The sequence below is a fragment of the Rhizobium sp. CC1099 genome (assembly GCF_029714385.1).
Classification (GTDB): domain Bacteria; phylum Pseudomonadota; class Alphaproteobacteria; order Rhizobiales; family Rhizobiaceae; genus Rhizobium.
In genome coordinates this window covers 2,427,502-2,444,660 of record NZ_CP121641.1, presented here as the reverse complement: position 1 = coordinate 2,444,660, position 17,159 = coordinate 2,427,502, and the positions used below count along the sequence as shown (strand labels likewise).

16 protein-coding genes and 1 pseudogene are annotated in these 17,159 nt (G+C 59.4%); 7 read left to right on the top strand and 10 right to left on the bottom strand.

All coding sequences use genetic code 11. The features are described 5' to 3' along the window. Positions 1-89: 89 nt before the first annotated feature. Complete coding sequence (locus QA644_RS12535) at positions 90-548, top strand: hypothetical protein (RefSeq protein ID WP_283068734.1); 459 nt, start codon at positions 90-92, stop codon at positions 546-548. Positions 549-569: 21 nt separating this feature from the next. Here QA644_RS12535 and QA644_RS12530 read toward each other — a convergent pair whose 3' ends face one another. From QA644_RS12530 to QA644_RS12505, 6 genes are all read right to left on the bottom strand, one after another. Then, the gene (locus tag QA644_RS12530; RefSeq protein ID WP_283068733.1) at positions 570-1,895 is read right to left on the bottom strand and encodes an aspartate aminotransferase family protein; all 1,326 of its coding nucleotides are present in this window, start codon (positions 1,893-1,895) and stop codon (positions 570-572) included. A gap of 290 nt (positions 1,896-2,185) precedes the next feature. After that, a complete protein-coding gene (locus QA644_RS12525; protein WP_074069088.1) occupies positions 2,186-2,503 on the bottom strand; it encodes a metalloregulator ArsR/SmtB family transcription factor in 318 nt (105 codons plus the stop codon). Positions 2,504-2,609: 106 nt separating this feature from the next. Then, positions 2,610-3,365 carry a pyridoxamine 5'-phosphate oxidase family protein gene (locus tag QA644_RS12520; protein WP_283068732.1) on the bottom strand — a complete coding sequence of 252 codons (756 nt, stop codon included), beginning with the start codon at positions 3,363-3,365 and terminating at the stop codon, positions 2,610-2,612. A 32-nt stretch (positions 3,366-3,397) separates the two neighbouring features. Then, positions 3,398-4,447 (bottom strand): choline ABC transporter ATP-binding protein, encoded by a 1,050-nt coding sequence (gene choV, locus QA644_RS12515; RefSeq protein ID WP_074069087.1) that lies wholly within the window; start codon positions 4,445-4,447, stop codon positions 3,398-3,400. Then, entirely contained in the window at positions 4,444-5,289 is an 846-nt protein-coding gene (gene choW / locus QA644_RS12510; RefSeq protein WP_022714157.1) for a choline ABC transporter permease subunit, read from the bottom strand. Before choW ends, choV begins: the two co-directional genes overlap by 4 nt. 77 nt (positions 5,290-5,366) lie before the next feature. Further along, a complete protein-coding gene (locus QA644_RS12505; protein WP_283068730.1) occupies positions 5,367-6,320 on the bottom strand; it encodes a choline ABC transporter substrate-binding protein in 954 nt (317 codons plus the stop codon). A 235-nt stretch (positions 6,321-6,555) separates the two neighbouring features. On the opposite strand from QA644_RS12505, the gene QA644_RS12500 reads away from it, so the two are divergent. The 3 genes from QA644_RS12500 to QA644_RS12490 all read left to right on the top strand — a co-directional run bounded on the left by QA644_RS12500 (position 6,556) and on the right by QA644_RS12490 (position 9,550). Then, positions 6,556-7,158 carry a thymidine kinase gene (locus tag QA644_RS12500; protein WP_074069085.1) on the top strand — a complete coding sequence of 201 codons (603 nt, stop codon included), beginning with the start codon at positions 6,556-6,558 and terminating at the stop codon, positions 7,156-7,158. Between the two features lie 52 nt (positions 7,159-7,210). Continuing rightward, positions 7,211-8,281, top strand: coding sequence for a hypothetical protein (locus QA644_RS12495; protein ID WP_239598000.1), 1,071 nt, complete (start codon positions 7,211-7,213; stop codon positions 8,279-8,281). Between the two features lie 141 nt (positions 8,282-8,422). Then, complete coding sequence (locus tag QA644_RS12490) at positions 8,423-9,550, top strand: DUF2333 family protein (RefSeq protein WP_283068729.1); 1,128 nt, start codon at positions 8,423-8,425, stop codon at positions 9,548-9,550. 3 nt (positions 9,551-9,553) lie between these two features. On the opposite strand, the pseudogene QA644_RS12485 reads toward QA644_RS12490, so the two are convergent. The 3 genes and pseudogenes from QA644_RS12485 to QA644_RS12475 all read right to left on the bottom strand — a co-directional run bounded on the left by QA644_RS12485 (position 9,554) and on the right by QA644_RS12475 (position 11,144). Then, a pseudogene (locus tag QA644_RS12485) lies at positions 9,554-10,013 on the bottom strand (diguanylate cyclase). A gap of 33 nt (positions 10,014-10,046) precedes the next feature. Continuing rightward, positions 10,047-10,772, bottom strand: coding sequence for a LuxR C-terminal-related transcriptional regulator (locus tag QA644_RS12480; RefSeq protein ID WP_283068728.1), 726 nt, complete (start codon positions 10,770-10,772; stop codon positions 10,047-10,049). Positions 10,773-10,961: 189 nt separating this feature from the next. Next, positions 10,962-11,144, bottom strand: a complete 183-nt coding sequence (locus tag QA644_RS12475) for an Lrp/AsnC ligand binding domain-containing protein (RefSeq protein WP_349254101.1) — start codon at positions 11,142-11,144, stop codon at positions 10,962-10,964. A gap of 536 nt (positions 11,145-11,680) precedes the next feature. On the opposite strand from QA644_RS12475, the gene QA644_RS12470 reads away from it, so the two are divergent. After that, positions 11,681-13,357, top strand: coding sequence for a formate--tetrahydrofolate ligase (locus tag QA644_RS12470; RefSeq protein ID WP_283068726.1), 1,677 nt, complete (start codon positions 11,681-11,683; stop codon positions 13,355-13,357). A 65-nt stretch (positions 13,358-13,422) separates the two neighbouring features. Then, entirely contained in the window at positions 13,423-13,611 is a 189-nt protein-coding gene (locus QA644_RS12465; RefSeq protein ID WP_283068725.1) for a hypothetical protein, read from the top strand. Between the two features lie 54 nt (positions 13,612-13,665). Here QA644_RS12465 and QA644_RS12460 read toward each other — a convergent pair whose 3' ends face one another. Further along, positions 13,666-14,529: an extensin family protein gene (locus QA644_RS12460; RefSeq protein WP_283068723.1), complete on the bottom strand. Its 864-nt coding sequence runs from the start codon at positions 14,527-14,529 to the stop codon at positions 13,666-13,668. A gap of 278 nt (positions 14,530-14,807) precedes the next feature. On the opposite strand from QA644_RS12460, the gene QA644_RS12455 reads away from it, so the two are divergent. Then, positions 14,808-16,943 carry a TonB-dependent receptor gene (locus QA644_RS12455; protein WP_283068721.1) on the top strand — a complete coding sequence of 712 codons (2,136 nt, stop codon included), beginning with the start codon at positions 14,808-14,810 and terminating at the stop codon, positions 16,941-16,943. The last annotated feature ends 216 nt before the right edge of the window (positions 16,944-17,159 follow it).

Genomic DNA, 17,159 nt, shown 5'->3' with positions numbered 1-17,159 from the left:
GCTTCGGAAGGCACAGATCAATTTTCTATGAATTTTGCTGCGATTACGCAAGGAGATAACAAAGCGAGGCCCGTCTTCGCAAATCCGGAATGGAACAGGCGTCGATCGCGATTTTTTTAAGTTTTCACGACCTATCTCGTTGGAAGGGCTCTTTGCAGGAAGGCGACGATCATATCGGCAACTTGTCGATGAATGGCGTTTCGATCGGCGCCCTGACCATCCTTGCAGACGATGCTTTCGCCCGGAGCTTCCTCCTCAATCAGCGCTGCCGCACCCGGTTTGCAAGGCTGCATGAAACTGAAATGCAGGGAGCCGGGGACGAGAGCATAGGAGGTCGTGGCAGAAGGCAGATACTGGGCCAAATAGGCAGAGTCCTTGTTGGTGGCGGCGATATCCGCTTTGGCGGCGGTCTCCTTGTCGACATCCTCGGCCGCTCCGAACACGAGAGCTGGCACGCGGACGGACGCGAGGCTTTGCGGCGTAAGGCCGCGTCCTGGGCCGAGGTCAAGCAAACCCTCTCCCCACTTGCGGGGGAGAGGTTAAGGTGAGGGCAGACGCTTGCGCCGGTCTCAAATGTTGTTTTGCAAAATCCCGCGCAGTTTGCCGAAGAGCTCGTCGATGTGCTTCTTTTCGATGATGAGCGGCGGGGAAAGGGCGATGATGTCGCCTGTGGTGCGGATCAGCAAGCCGTTCTCATAGGCCCTCAGGAAGGCGGTGAAGGCGCGTTTGGTCGGTTCGCCGGCAATCGGGTCGAGTTCGATCGCGCCGATCAGACCGGTGTTGCGAATGTCGATGACGTTCGGGCAGTCCTTCAGCGAGTGAAGGGCGTCGGCCCAGTAATCCGAGAGTTCGCCAGCGCGGGTGAGCAGGCCTTCTTCCTTGTAGGTGTCGAGGGTGGCAAGCGCGGCGGCGGCCGCGATCGGGTTGCCTGAATAGGTGTAGCCGTGGAAGAACTCGATCATGTGCTCCGGGCCGTTCATGAAGGCGTCATGAATCTCGGAGGTGACGAAGACGGCGCCCATCGGGATGACGCCGTTGGTGAGGCCCTTGGCGGTGGTGATGATATCGGGCTTCACATCATAGTACTGCGCGGCAAAGGGGGCGCCGAGGCGGCCGAAGCCGGTGATGACTTCGTCGAAGATCAAAAGGATGCCGTGCTTGGTGCAGATTTCGCGGAGCTTCTGCAGGTAGCCCTTCGGAGGAATGAGAACGCCGGTGGAACCTGCGACCGGCTCGACGATGACGGCGGCGATCGTGGAGGCGTCATGCAGCGTGACGATGCGCTCCAGCTCGGTTGCGATGTCGCCGCCATGTTCCGGCTCGCCGCGGGTGAAGGTGTTCTTGCCCGGCTGATGCGTATGCGGCATGTGGTCGACGCCGGTCAGAAGCGTGCCGAACATCTTGCGGTTGGAGACGATGCCACCGACCGAGATGCCGCCGAAATTGACGCCGTGATAGCCGCGTTCGCGGCCGATCAGGCGGAAGCGGGAGCCGTTGCCCTTCACCCGATGGTAGGCCAGCGCCACCTTGAGCGCCGTCTCCACCGACTCCGATCCGGAATTGGTGTAGAGGACGTGGTCCATGCCTTCCGGCGCGATATCGACGAGGCGGTTCGCAAGCTCGAAGGCCTTCGGATGGCCGAGCTGGAAGGCTGGGGCATAATCGAGCTCGCCGGCCTGCTTGCGGATCGCTTCGGTGATCTTCGGCCGGCAGTGGCCGGCATTCACGCACCAGAGACCGGCGGTGCCGTCAAGCACCTGACGGCCGTCATGGGTCGTGTAATACATGTCCTTGGCGCCGACGAACATGCGCGGCTCCTTCTTGAATTGCCGGTTTGCCGTAAAGGGCATCCAGAAGGCGCGAAGATCGTTCGGTGCGTTGAGGCGATTGGACATGCTGTTCTCCTGGCCGTCGCGGGGCCGTCCCCGGGGCTTTGCGCCCATATTTTTACTGTCCGGTCAAATTATCAGCGCTTCTTGGGGCGTCAAGCCATGGACGCCACCATCGATGGCGCGTTCCGGCCATTGGCGTATGGAATGTCACAGCTTTCCCGCAAATAACAAAACCGGCAAATCGAGAGATTTGCCGGCCAAAGTTATATTATCGTGCTGAAATACTGCTCACCATGCCATTCCGGAAACATCCCTTTGGCGGCACGGCTTTTTAGCAAACATTATGTCTGCGTTTATGCTGCAGATCTGCTGCGGCCCTGGACTGCATAAATGTCCTCGAGCGTTGCCAGGATCTTCATCACCGGTTCCGAATTGCTCGAGTAATAAATGGTCTGCGCGTCACGGCGGGTCTTTACCAGCTTCTGGGCCCGCAGCTTTGACAGATGCTGCGAAAGCGCGGACTGGCTGAGGCCAACCTGGGTCGCAAGGACGCCGACAGGAACCTCGCCTTTGACGAGACTGCAGAGGATCAGGAGGCGCTTGGGGTTCGCCATCGCTGATAAAAGGGCGGCCGCCACGTTAGAGTGGTCTGAAAGGTTAGTGGTTTCCATATTTCCAATCTTCCTAAGCGAATTATGTATCCGTATAGGCACAGGGCGTTAGACGGGGTTGGCGGACGTTCAAAACGTAGCAACTGGTCCGGAAGATTGTATATACCTAAATTTCACGTAGCGAGTATGCTATTTTAGATATGTGTGACTTAATGTCCGTCGCATTCTCGATGGGTGACTCAAATTCGCAACGGTTGAGCAAATCACCGGAAATAGCGTCGAACCCTGCGCAATCCACTCCACATATGCGCCATCCCGCATCCCCCGGCGTCTTAAAAAGCTTCGCAAGCGCTTCGGACAGGTCGACATGCTCCTCTACTAAATCTCGCACTGTCTGCGCTGCCTGCGCGGCAACGGCCTCGTTCGCGGGCGAGAGAATCATGAGGTCGGCACCTTCCAGAAGATAGGCGCGGCCGAAGCCGCCATTGAGGCTTGCCGACTGCGGAACGAGACGGAAGAAGCGGAAGTCCGGGAAGTCGATATAGAGCTTCGCCTTCGCATGCCGGTCGAGGAAACGGGTGCGGATGCGCTGGTGAACGGCGTTTCCGTGCTCGACCGGTTCGGCAATGCATTGGGTGGTGAGCCGCGGATGCGCAAGGGGATCGCCCCTGCCGGGTTCGCCAGTCAAGAGGGACGCGCGCGGGTCGGCCTCCAGCGCCTTAGTATGCGTCGACAGCGCCGAAACGAGGATGACAGGCACGCCGTCGATATCCGTGCCGAGCAGAACGCGGCTCGCAAACGGAAAGCCGGTCGCGGGGTCGAGCACGGCAAGAGCACCATAGCGGGCGGAACGCAAAAGAACGCGCGCGAGCTTGCGCGCTTCTTCGTCCGTTTCCCTGAGTACGGAAGCCTGATCTTTCATGTCCACTTTCTTGACGGAAGCAGACGGCCGGATCAAGCCTGTTCTTTGCGCCGGTGCTGGGTCAGGCCGGTAACGACATCCTGAGCCGAAATCGTGCCGATGATGGCGCCGTTCTCGACGACCCCGATGCTGCCTGGCTGGCGGGCGAGCGCGTCGAGAATATCGACGAGCGGCGTTTGGGCGCGCGCCGTGGCGCTGACGCTCGCCCCCGCCGCATGGCCAAGGCCCGGTTGCATCACATCCTGTGCCGTCAGCATGCTGATCGGATTCATGTGCTGGACGAAATCGGCGACATACTGATCGGCAGGGTTTTTGACGATATCCTGCGGCGTGCCGCACTGGATGATGCGCCCGCCCTCCATGATGGCGATGCGGTTGCCGATGCGGAAGGCCTCGTCGAGATCGTGGCTGACGAAGAGGATCGTCTTCTTCAAGCGCCGCTGGAATTCGAGAAGCTCGTCCTGCAGGCGGGTGCGGATCAGCGGGTCGAGCGCGGAGAACGGCTCGTCCATGAGCAGGATCGGTGCGCCGGTCGCAAAGGCGCGGGCGAGGCCGACACGCTGCTGCATGCCGCCGGAGAGCTCGTTGACCTTGCGGTCCGCCCACTTCGTCAGGTTGACGAGTTCAAGCTGCTCCTCGACCCGTTTCTTGCGCTCGGCGTCCGGCATGCCGGCAAGTTCGAGGCCGAAGCCGACATTCTCCGCAACCGTCCGCCAGGGCAGCAATGCGAACTGCTGAAACACCATGGAGACGGTGTGCATCCGCAGATCGCGCAGCGCCTTCGGGCTGCATGCATAGGGATCTACCGGGCCGGTTGCCGAGGAAACTGAAACCTTGCCGCGCACGACGGGAGCGAGGCCGTTGACGGCGCGCAGCAGCGTCGATTTGCCTGAGCCGGAAAGGCCCATAAGCACGAGGATTTCGCCTTCCTCGATCGTGAGCGAGGCATCGGCGACGCCGAGAACGAGACCGGTTGCGGCGCCGATCTCGTCGCGGGTCTTTCCCTGATCGACGAGAGAGAGGGCCGTTTGCGGCTTGTCGCCGAAGATGATGCTGACATTGTCGAAGCGGACCGAGGTCATGCGCCGTCTCCTTCGCCTGCCGTGCGGAACATGCGGTCGAGAATGATCGCCAAGATGACGATACAGAGACCGGCCTGGAAGCCCATGGAGACATTCACCGTGTTCAGTGCGCGAACGACGGGCTTTCCAAGGCCATCGGCGCCGACGAGCGCAGCGATGACCACCATCGATAGCGACAGCATGATCGTCTGCGTGAGGCCGGCCATGATCTGCGGCATCGCGAAGGGCAGCTCGACCTTGCGCAGCACCTGCGTCGGGGTTGCGCCAAACGATTCGGCTGCCTCGACGAGGGAGGGCGGTGTCGAGATGATGCCGAGGCGGGTCAGACGGATTGGTGCAGGGATGGCAAAGATCACGGTTGCGATCAGGCCTGGCACCATGCCGAGGCCGAAGAGTATGAGTGCGGGGATCAGGTAGACGAATGTCGGGATCGTCTGCATCAGGTCGAGCACGGGACGCATGATGGAGAAGACCCAGGCGCGTCTTGCCCCGGCAATGCCGAGCGGAATGCCAATCGCCATGCTGACGAATGTGGAGGCGAGAACGAGCGCCAGCGTTTCCGTCGTCTCCTTCCAGTAGCCCTGGTTCATGATCAGCAGCAAACCGAGCAAGGTGAAGACCGCAACGCCGATCGAGCGACGGAGCCAATAGGCAATCGCCGTGATGGCGAGGAGCACGATCAGCGGATGTGGCGCTTGCAGGATGAAGAGCAATGCGCCGATCACGTGCGAGAGAGCGAAGGCTAGCCTGTCGAAAAACCATTCGCCGCTCGACGTCAGCCAGTCGACGGTGGATTTGGCGACGGGGCCAATAGGGATTTTGTAATCGGTGATCCAGTTCAAGGAGCGCGCCTATCCGAAAGAGCAGAGATCAGGATGAAACAAAAAGGGGCGGCGCGTGGCCGCCCCGTTCATCAGATTCAGAGGCCGAGGCCGGACTTGACGGCCGCGGCGGCGTCCTTGCCGTCCTTGGTCGTGACGCCGGCGAGCCATGGCTCGACTGCCGTCGGATTCGCCTTCAGCCATTCGGTTGCCGCGACCTGCGGATCCTCACCATCATTGAGGATCTTGCCCATGATCTGGTTTTCCATCTCCAAGCTAAACTTCAAGTTGGACACGAACTTGCCGACGTTCGGGCATTCGGTGACGAAGCCTGCGCGGGTGTTGGTGTAGACCGTCGCGCCGCCGAAGTTGGGGCCGAAGGTGGTGTCGCCACCTGTCAGGTAGGTCATCTTGAAGTTCTCGTTCATCGGATGAGGTGCCCAACCGAGGAATACGACCGGCTTACCGTCCTTTTCGGCGCGGGCAACCTGCGCCAGCATACCCTGTTCGGAGGACTCGACGACTTCAAGTCCGCCCATTCCCATCTCGTTCTTCTCGATCAGGGTCATGACAAGGCGGTTGCCGTCGTTGCCCGGTTCGATCCCGTAGATCTTGCCGTCAAGGGCGTCCTTGTGCTTGCCGATGTCTCTGAAGTCCTTGATGCCCAGTTCGGCGCCCTTGGCGTTGGTGGCAAGCGTGTACTTGGCACCTTCGAGATTGGCTCCGATGGATTCAACCGACTTGTCGTCGAGATAAGGTTGGACGTCCTTCTGTTGTGCCGGCATCCAGTTGCCGAGGAACACATCGATGTCCTTGTTCTTCAGCGACTGATAGGTGACCGGTACGGAGAGAACCTTGACGTCCGGCTCGTAGCCGAGGCTCTCCAGAACGACCGCGGCGGCGGCGGTGGTTGCGGTAATGTCCGTCCAGCCTACGTCCGAGAAACGGACGGTCGAGCAACTTTCGGGTTCTGCGGCAAATGATGCGGTTGCGATGGAAAGTGCGGCAACTGCAGTGGCGGTGGTCAGTTTGAATGCGCTTGTTGTTTTCATTTTAGACTCCCAGTCTTTGGTTCCCAAGCCAAGCATCAATAGCGGACATTTACAAGCGACCTCAGTGTGTTTGCGCCGCATTGGCTACCCCGAATGCGACGTGTCGCATTTGTCGTGACACGGCCGGTTTCCCGGGCATTTTACGATTTTTGCCTCCGGATTTCCTGTGATTATCGATTCTGCGGTCTTTTCTTTGCCGATTCGAGCTTTCAAGAAGCAAAATGCGGAGAAAACGATGGCAAAACTCTATTTCAACTACTCTACCATGAACGCCGGCAAATCGACCATGCTGCTGCAGGCGTCCTATAATTACCAGGAACGCGGCATGCGCACCGTGCTTTTGATCGCGGCCTTCGACGAGCGCACCGGCAAGGGTATCATCGGTTCGCGCATCGGGCTGGAAGCGAGCGCGATCGCTTTCGAGGGGCATACCGATCTTTTCGGGCTCATCAAGGAATTGAGCGGCGAGGGCGGCCCGATCGCGTGCATCTTCGTCGACGAAGCGAATTTCATGACGCGCGAGCATGTCTGGCAACTCGCCCGCGTGGTAGATCGGCTGAACATACCGGTCATGGTCTACGGGCTTCGCACCGACTTCCAGGGCAAGCTGTTTCCGGCTTCCGAGGAACTGCTGGCGATTGCAGACGAGATGCGCGAGGTGCGCACCATCTGCCATTGCGGCCGCAAGGCGACAATGGTCGTGCGGCTCGGTGCTGACGGCGAGGTTGCGCGCGAGGGCGCGCAGATCGAAGTCGGCGGCAACGAGAAATATGTATCGCTCTGCCGCAGGCATTGGGACGATGCAATGAACGGCGAATGGCGCGCCGAGGCGGTTTGAGCTTCGGCCTCCGAGCGGCTAGGCTAGGCTCGGAGATTCTCTGGAGAAGCCGGTGCGCAAAGCTCCCTCGTTCGACAGTCTATTTGAAGCAGCCGATGCGCTTGTCTCAACCCTACGCGCCGACGCAGCCGCGTGCGCTGCCTTCATCGAGGACTTTGCGCGCAACGGAGCGCAATCTGACGACGAGGCGTTTCTGGCGCAGCGCGACCGGTTCCAGGCTTTTGCCACAGCGCGCCTGGAGTTCGATGGGCTGCTTGGCGAAATGGTGGCCGGCCTCGACCGCATGACGGCGGAGGTTTCGGCGGATCTGGACAGTTTCCGCGGCCTGACCGCGCGCGAGAAGCTGACCGGCTGGTTTTCGAGGCAGCGCATGTGGCACCTCCACAGTCAGCGCGTGCGCGCGGCCCCCGTGATCGAGCGGCTGCTCGACCTGCTGTCGAAATCGAACACTATTGCGGGATTGGTCGGCAGCCACCGCGAATTCGCGCTTGCCTGCCACAAGGCGGCTGAGCGCGGCGTTGTCACGATTGTCGGGCAGCGCCGGCTCCTTGTCGATGCCATCGATATTGCGCGGCTGCGCATGAAGGAGCTGAACGCAAAAGCACTGACGACGCAGGGGCGTATCGGCCTTTACGGCGGCAAGACCGAATGGGAGCGAATGGAGGAGGAGCGGCGCGCGCTCAAGGCGCAGGCCGACAAGATCGCCGAAGAAGAGCAGACGATGCGCCACGAAAGCCAGCGCCGCGAACGCTTCATTACAATGTTCCAGGCGTTTGTCGACGGGTTGAACAGCCAGATCGGTCTTTGCAACGCCTTGGCCCGCAAGCTTTCGATCGATACGGAAGAGCGACTGATCATCTATCAGGCGCAGGTGGATGCCGACGCTCCGGGTTCGAAACGGAAGATAACGCAGGAGCTGTTTCCGCATATCGCCGGGCCGATCTCGCTCTTCGAAAAAGGCATGCTGGTTCCGCAGGAAATCGGACTGCGCAAGGCGGCAGCAGATGCGGCCTTCGCCCGGAAGTTCGCGGCTTTTGCCGAAAGCCACGACGCGGCCGATGCCCCGATCATCGACCTGACGCAAAAGCCTTCGAGGTTCAGACTGCGCTTCCTGCGCTCTTGATGACGTCTTAAAGGCAATAATCGCGATCCCTGTCCTTTCTGGCCCGCGCGATCCGTTAAAAATCTCTCCTTCATGTTGTGCTCGATCGAGCAAACACATATGTGAAAGCAGAAATTTCTGACGTTCTGCTAGGAGAAGGGCATGCTCGACCGGATCGCCGGTTTCTTCAGGCTGATCGGCCGCACGATCGCCCGCTGGTTCAGCCTCCTTGCCGCCTGGGCGTTCTGGCCCTTCCTTGCCGCTCATGGCTGGTACCAGCGCCGGACGTGGATGATCCGAATTCCCATCATTGCGCTCGCGGCGCTGCTTGCCGTCCTTTACGCGTATTTCTTCTGGCAGACGCAGGTCTGGTCGAATTTCAATCCGTCCTTCGTCGACCAGTACCGTCTTTCGGAGCGCAAGGTTCCGGCCGGCCAGGAACTGCCGGTTGCCGGCGGTGCAGCACCTGCGGCCAAGACCTGCCAGCGTTCTGCGATCGTCGATGTCGCTGCCGATCTGACCGACTTCAACGTCAACCAGAGCGCATGGATATCGTCCATGCTGCTCTACCGGCTCGGGCTTTTCGGCATCGACTGGGATCATACGCCGTTCCTCGACAACAAGGCGTCCTTCCAGCGCGGAGTCAATCAGGCGGCGAGGCGGACATCGGCCGAGCTTGTCGATACGCTCGGGCGCGTGCGCGGCACCTCCGGCATCAACAACGATCTTCAGAACGCCCGCGGCAATCTGCAATTCGACGAATACAGCTGGTATTTCGGGCTCAATCCGTTCGGGCCGAAGACGCCGACGCCGAGCTACTATCGTTCGGCCATCGGCAGCCTGCGCAAGTTCAATACCGACCTTGCCAGCTGCAACGCTGTTTTTGACGGCCGTGCGGACAACCTCATCCAGTTCATCGACCGCATTGCCAACGATCTCGGCGGCACGTCCGACATGCTGGCGGAGCGCTCGGAAAATCACAATCGCGGCTGGTTCGACACGCGTGCTGATGACCGTTTCTGGTTCGCCTACGGGCAGCTCTATGCCTATTACGCCATCCTTTCGGCTGCACAGTCGGACTTTTCGCAGGTGGTGGCCGAGCGCAATCTTGGCGCCATCTGGAGCGGCACGACAAAGCAGTTTCAAGCGGCCCTACGCATCCAGCCGGCGATCATTTCTAATGGCCGCGAGGACGGCTGGATCATGCCGAGCCATCTGGCGACAATGGGCTTCTACATCCTACGGGTCCGGTCTAACCTCGTGGAGATGCGTTCCGTCCTCGACCGCTGATCGTCAGGACCGAGGCGAATTGTCTTCGATCTCCGCAATGCGAAGCGGTTCGACGAATTCGTAGGTGAGGCCGACGATCTCGTGGCCGCACAAACGCCTGATCAATCTCGCCATCTTGTAGCCGCCGGGCCGGTTATCGACCCTGTAGCATGGTGAAATCCAACCTTGTGCAGACTCTCGTGCTTGAAGGTCTGCGCGATCAGGATTCGGTCCTCTTCATGGAGCCGTGAAAGCAAGTCGACAAGATTTTCGGCACCGGGCGTGTATGGCAGGTCGAAGATGGCATGGACGTCTTCAGTGCCAAAGAAATGCCCTGTCTCGATGTCCATGCGCCAGTAACCGAAGGGCGGGGGGCGCAAACAAGTCGAACGCTTTCAGCATCGCTGATGCTGATATGGTCGCCCGACCGCTCTTTCTTGTGGAGTCCCGGCTGATCGAATCGAAGAGGCGCGTTCCCTCCTATGTGAGGTTTACGCGCTGGTTCTCTTATCGTTTCTCAGGTGATGAGCTTTAATCGGATAGCCTTTGCAACCAATTGTGTGCGGTTCACGCAATCAAGTTTTTTGATGGCGTTCGTCATGTAGGCGTTCACGGTATGATCGGAGAGGGCGAGGATCTGGCCGATTTCCACGGAGGTCTTGCCCTGGGCGGTCCAGCGAACGACTTCGAGCTCGCGGGCGGAAAGCGCGTGATAGGTGCTGTCTTCGTTGCGCTTGACGGCACTGTAGGCGTCGAAGGCGTGAAGCACGATCGCCGTGAGTTCGTTCATCTCGCTCTGGCTGAGCGGTGCGCGGTCGCCTGCGAACCAGAAAACCAGCCGTTTGCCGTCTGCCCCATTGACCGGCAAAACGACGCTGACCGGCATTTTGTGCTGGAGCATCAGGCTGCGAAGTTCGCAACGAAACATCTCAGAGGTTGGGGGGTCAGAGAGATTCCATTTTTGCGGGGCGACGGACTCTCCGAGCACTGTCGAAAAAGGAAAAGCGCGCAATGTATGAGCGCGGTCGAATTCTCTGAGATACGTGCCCGTCAGCGAGGTTTCGATTACTAGCGGTTTGAGAAAAAGGTCTTCCGCGGACGGCTTATTCATCAGCGTACAATGGGCAAATCCAAAAGCATCTGCAATCCTGTGCAAGGCCTGGACAAAAAGAGCGCGCGTTCGCGCCGATGCCAATTCTGCCGATAAAAGTGACTGCCTTTCGGAGGTAGTCATGTAAGACATAATGCGCCCCGCCTTGCCTTCATGTTTAAGCTATCAAATACGCTAATTGCCGGTCACGCTAGCCCTAATTGACTTGGGTACGCTGATTAAATCATACTGTTAAAAATTAATCACACTGCCACGCTCTTTGGTTGTGTTTAATATTATACAGGTAGCAGTCCGGCCGACTTTACTTCTTCTATTACTGCATCAGTGCGGGTTTCCGCACGCCGGCAGCGGCAGAATCACTTCGGAAAGAAATTGCCGGTGGGTCTCCATGCCAGCGGCGCGTGCCTTGACGTAAACGAAGCCGCCTTTGACCATGTGGCACTCCATGACGTCGTCTGAATGTTTCACGGCGTCCGCGAAGGCATCGAAGACGTCGCGCGTCAAGGAGCGGCCCCGACTATCTGCAACTTCGCGCTCGAACAGGTGCTATCTGTCAACGCGGCGGCAGCAGGAAGCAACGCAAGGTTGAAAAACACCATGTCATCGGGAATGCCAAGCGAGCCGACCGTGTCCCCTTGCCGGTGCCGCCGCCGAGCGCCTTGTCCCGTCACGTGTCGTCCTGGCGCCTTGGTAATAACAAGCCTTCTGTTCCATCCCCTCGGCATCTGATGGCGCCAGCGCTTTATGGAGCTTAACGACATTGGTCGGGCTCGGCACGCCGTTTTGCGTGGCGTCCGGTGTGTTCCAGGCGCCGTCGCAGCAAGATGACGAGATTCACGATCCTTTCCCGTTTTCCTTGGGAGAAAGCGTCTGCACTTTTAACGTAAATTTCAAAGAATGACGCTCTCGAAAGTTGCGTCCATGAGTGACGTCCGATTGTGGTGGAGGCAATGAAAAAGCGGCGTCCGGGGTCTTGTTTCCGGCGCTGGGATCGCGGCATGTTTCCGGGGGCAGAAGCATAAGCTTCCGGGGAGACCAGCGTGGCCATCAAATCCGACATCGAAATTGCGCGTGCGGCAACGAAGAAGTCCATTTTCGAGATCGGCGCGACGCTCGGCATCCCGGCAGAACATCTCGCGCCTTATGGTCACGACAAAGCGAAGGTCCGCGCGGAGTTCATCGCCGCGCAGGCAGGGAAGAAGGATGGCAGGCTGATTCTGGTCACCGCCATCAACCCGACACCGGCGGGCGAAGGCAAGACGACGACCACCGTCGGTCTCGGCGACGGCCTCAACCGGATCGGCAAGAAAGCCGTCGTATGCATCCGCGAAGCGTCACTCGGGCCATGCTTCGGCGTCAAGGGTGGTGCTGCCGGCGGCGGTTATGCGCAGGTCATCCCAATGGAAGACATCAACCTGCATTTCACCGGCGATTTCCATGCGGTCACCGCCGCGCACAACCTGCTCGCCGCGATGATCGACAACCATATCTACTGGGGCAACGAGCTGGACATCGACCTGCGCCGCGTGACCTGGCGCCGCGTGATGGACATGAACGATCGGGCGCTGCGCGAAATGGTGTCTTCGCTTGGCGGCGTTGCCAATGGCTTTCCGCGCCAGAACGGCTTCGACATCACCGTCGCTTCAGAAGTCATGGCGATCCTCTGCCTGGCGACAGACCTCAAGGATCTGGAAGCCCGCCTCGGCAACATCATCATCGGCTATCGCCGCGACAAGACGCCAATCTATGCCCGCGATCTGAAGGCGGACGGTGCAATGGCGGTGCTCCTGAAAGACGCGATGCAGCCGAACCTTGTCCAGACGCTGGAGAACAATCCGGCTTTCGTCCATGGCGGACCGTTCGCGAATATCGCCCATGGCTGCAACTCGGTGATTGCGACGAAGACGGCGCTGAAGCTCGGCGATTATGTCGTGACCGAGGCGGGGTTCGGGGCCGATCTTGGCGCAGAGAAATTCTTCGACATCAAGTGCCGCAAGGCGGGGCTGAAGCCCGATGCGGCGGTGATCGTTGCCACGGTGCGCGCGCTGAAGATGAACGGTGGCGTGAAGAAGGAGGATCTGGCGGCAGAAAACGTCATAGCACTCGTCAAGGGTTGTTCGAACCTCGGGCGGCATCTCGCGAATGTGCGGAAATTCGGCGTTCCGGTGGTGGTCGCGATCAACCATTTCGTTTCGGACACGGATAAGGAAATCGCGGCCGTCCAAGAATACGTTGCTCGCCACGGCGCCGAAGCGATCCTCTGCCGCCACTGGGCGGAAGGCTCGGCTGGTATCGAGGATCTCGCCTACAAGGTGGTGGAACTGGCGGAATCCGGCCAGGCGAGATTCGAGCCGCTTTATGCCGACAGCGTGCCGCTGTTCGAAAAGATCGAAATCGTTGCTTCGAAGATCTATCACGCCGGCGAGGTGACGGCGGACAAGGCGGTTCGCGATCAGCTCATCGTCTGGGAGGAGCAAGGCTACGGCAACCTGCCTGTCTGCATGGCGAAGACGCAGTATTCCTTTTCGACAGATCCGAACCTTCGCGGCGCGCCCGAGGGCCATATCGTGCCGGTGCGCGAAGTTCGGCTTTCGGCAGGCGCCGGGTTCGTCGTCGTCATCACAGGCGAAATCATGACAATGCCGGGGTTACCGAAATCGCCATCCGCCGAGCGGATATTCCTGAATGAGCAGGGTTATATCGAGGGGTTGTTTTGAATTTGCTGCGAAGCTTTATTTTCACCGCAGTGGCGGTCCTTTCGCTGTCTGCAGCGAATGGTCCAATGGCCGCCGATCCGCCGTCTGCCGAGGAGAAGAGCATGGCGGATTTCATCAAGAACACCCCTGGCTGCTTGGAGTTCAGCGACCAGTGCTCGATCTGCGCCATGGTCGACGGCAAGGCCGAATGCTCCACGCCAAAGATTGCCTGCGTCAAGAAGCCGTATGTGTGCACGCGACGTGCGGACAACTGAAGCGGCGATCGGCTCGGCAACCAGCTCTAGATATTGGAGCACTCGCGACGCTCGTTAGTGGCAATAACGAAATTCTCCCTTGCGCTGCAGCACGTCCATGTGGAAATGCGTCTCATGCGCGCTATCGCTTTCGGGGTCGAGCACGGTGGAAAAATAGAGGCAGCCGGAGGCGCTGACTGTGCGCTGGAAGGCGCCGGTGAGGGTGGGATCTTCCCGGCGCGGCTTGACCGCAATGTCATCGCCCTTTTCGAAACCGAAGCTTGCAATATCGATGGCGTTGCCGCGGGCATGTTCGGAAATCTTCCCTCTCGCCGCGCCGTTGCGCAGGCGACAGAGGTAAGACGACGCCTGATTGACCGCCGTGATCCGGCCCTGTTCCTTCGCGGCGGCGGTGGCGGCTGGAACGACGCTCTCCTTCATCCAGCGGGCAAGCGCCAGAGCCGCCGGACAGCGCAATGTCGCTTCCGGCTTCACCTTGATGCCGGGAAGCACCTCCACAAGACTGATCGGCTTGTCGATGCCGCAGCCGTGGCCGTCATCGATGCGCGGGATATCCTTGAAGACGGCGCCAAGCGCCTGCAATTGCCTCACGCATTCCGCGTGATCGGCATCGCTTTCCGCTTCGATGGTCAGGTTCTGAGCTTCCAACGTGCCGGGCGCCGGCGGGCCGAACTTCTCCGGCTTCTTGTCCTGCGGCTTTGCCGCCTCCGAAGGCGTCTCGTTTTGAGGGGCGGGCGTGCTCTGTGCATCGTTAACGGTTGATGGCCTCCGTTCGGGGGTTGGCGTCGTTTCTGCCGGTGTTTTGGCTTCGCCGGCAATCTGCGGCTTTTTGTGCGGGATGGGACCTTTGTCTGGGAGGCTTGCGCCAGTGAGGATAATCAGGGTTGCGGTGGCCGCTGCAATTGCGATGTTCTTCAAGCTTCAACCGTCCATGGCTGCCGATGGAAAAGGGGCAACGCATGAGCGCGGATTTCGTTGCAATTTCGCAACGTTCCCGGACATCCTTAAAACTTGATAATTGAATTCAAGATAAACCGAGCGTTTATATTGACAATGATACTCATGTTTTTTATGCGACAGGAAGAAGGCGGAATGTTGGGTCCGCCGCAAATCGGAAAAGCCTAGCCAGCCCCTCGAGCGCCTGACGCGCACCGACCAGCCAGCCCGGTAGTCATTCATCCTAGAGGGTTGGTTTAATGATTGTCCGCAATTCGCGCGCCGTTCTTTTGGCTTGCACTGCTCTGTTCGTCTTTGGCGCTGGGTTCCCGGCGTATTCGCAAAGCCAGGAAGAGGAGGCGGCTTCCCAAAAGACGGATCGCGTAACGCCGCTTGAAAAGATCGTCGTCGGTGCAGGGCAGCGAAAGATCGCCATCGATACGCCGCAGGCCGTTACCGTTCTCGACCAAAAGGATATCGATGACCTCCAGCCTGAAACGATCGGGGATATCTTCAAGGATGTGCCTGGCGTCTCCATTGCCGGCAGCGACCGTGTCTTCGGCGAGGCGTTCAATATCCGCGGCATCGGCTCCACCGAGGATTCCGCCGACGGCTCGCGCATCGTGGTGAATGTGGACGGAGCCCAGAAATTCTACGAACAGTACCGGATGGGATCGTTCTTCTCGGACCCTGAACTCTACAAGTCCGTGGAGGTGCTGCGCGGACCGGCCTCTTCAACGCTTTACGGCGCCGGTGCCCTCGGCGGCGTCATCAACTTCACAACCAAGGATGCCTCCGACTTTCTGCAGGAGGGTTATGACAATGCTCTCAGGCTCAAGAGCAGCTATGAAACAAATGGCAACGGCTACCTCGGCTCGTCTATTTTCGCGCATCGCTTCAACGAAGGCGCCGAATTCCTCGGCATGCTGAACAAGCGTGGGTCCAGCCAATTCGAGTTGGGAGACGGCACCGACCTGTCGGGCTCCGACTTCCAGTCGTGGTCAGGTCTTGCCAAAGGGACTTTCCATTTCGGCGATGGCGACGAGCAAACGGTGCGCTTGTCCTATCAGCATTGGGACAGCGATGCTAACGACCAGGACTATGCACAGACCGGCACACAGGCCGCATTCGGTACTGTCGACCGCCATGTAATCGATGATACCGCGGTACTGAGCTACGAAAATCCCGTCAGCGACAATCCGTGGCTCGACCTCAAGGCCAGTCTCTCATACTCTGATACTTCGGTTGACCAGAGCGATGGGACGCTCGGCGGTTTTTCGAACATCATCGATGCCGATTACGGCTACCGGACATGGCAGGCCAATCTCCAGAATACGTCCGAGTTCTCCGGCGATAGCTGGGTAAGCTACCTGACTTACGGCACCCAACTGAGCCATCAGGACCGCACCGCGGATTCGCCGCTTGCGACCGGCCCGACGCCCGGTGCGATCGCCACACATCCCGAGGGCACCGACAACAAGGTCGGACTCTTCGTGCAGAACGAATTCATCTATGACGAGCGGCTGACCATCATCGGCGGCGTTCGCGGCGACTTCGTCTGGAGAGAGCCCGGCGATTCCACGGCGGCTTTCAGCAATGCCGTCGACGTCAACGATCAGGCTTTCTCGCCCAAGCTTGCCGCGCATTACAAGCTCACCGACGAATTCGGCGTTTTTGGATCGATTGCCCACACCGAACGTCTGCCGACGTTGGATGAGCTCTACACCTGGAGCAAAGGAACAAGCCTGGACCTCAAGAAGGAAAAGTCCAACAACTACGAAGTCGGCTTTACAGCAACACGGGATGACATATTCCAGGCGGGCGACAACATCAGTTTCAAGACGACCGCCTTTTACAATGACCTGGAGAATCTCATCGCTACCACGGGCACGGGCGCGTCCTCCTATTTCTACAATGTCGGCAAGGCCCGCATCTATGGCGTCGAAGTCGAAGGGGCCTACGAATCGGACTACGCCTTCGCCAAGCTTGCCTATACCGGCACGCAGGGCCAGGACCGCAGCGATGGGGTGAACTACAACAAGCCGCTGCCGACCGTGCCGGCCCACAAGATCGCCTTCACCCTGGGCGGCCGGCTTCCCGAGCGCGACATCGAATATGGCACCCGCGTAACGCATGCCTTCGAGGCGCAGAACAGCGTCCGCGGAACGGCTGCATCCTCCGGTTCCACGCCCAACCATCTCGTCGTGCCGGCGCCTGATTGGACGACCGTCGATATCTTCGCCTCCTGGAGGCCGCAGAGCGGTGAGATGCAGGGATGGCAGGTCCAGGCCAGCGTCAACAATCTCTTCGATCAATACTATCGGGAAAATACGTCTAACGATTACGCCAAGGGGCGCACGTTCAAGATCACTTTGAGCAAGCAGCTCGACTGGTAGTTCGACTTTGCGGGTTCGCTTCAACTGGTGCCAGCCGGCGAAAGCGAACCCGCTTAAAACCGCTCTTGCGCCTGCCCCAATCTCACGCTAACAATCCTCCCATGAAGACGTCGTTGAACATTGCTGTTTGGTGGTGGGCTCGCTGAGGCGGCCTCGACCGATCGTGTTCAAAGACGACGAGTGAGCCGCCCGAGACTTCGAGGCGGCTTTTTTTGT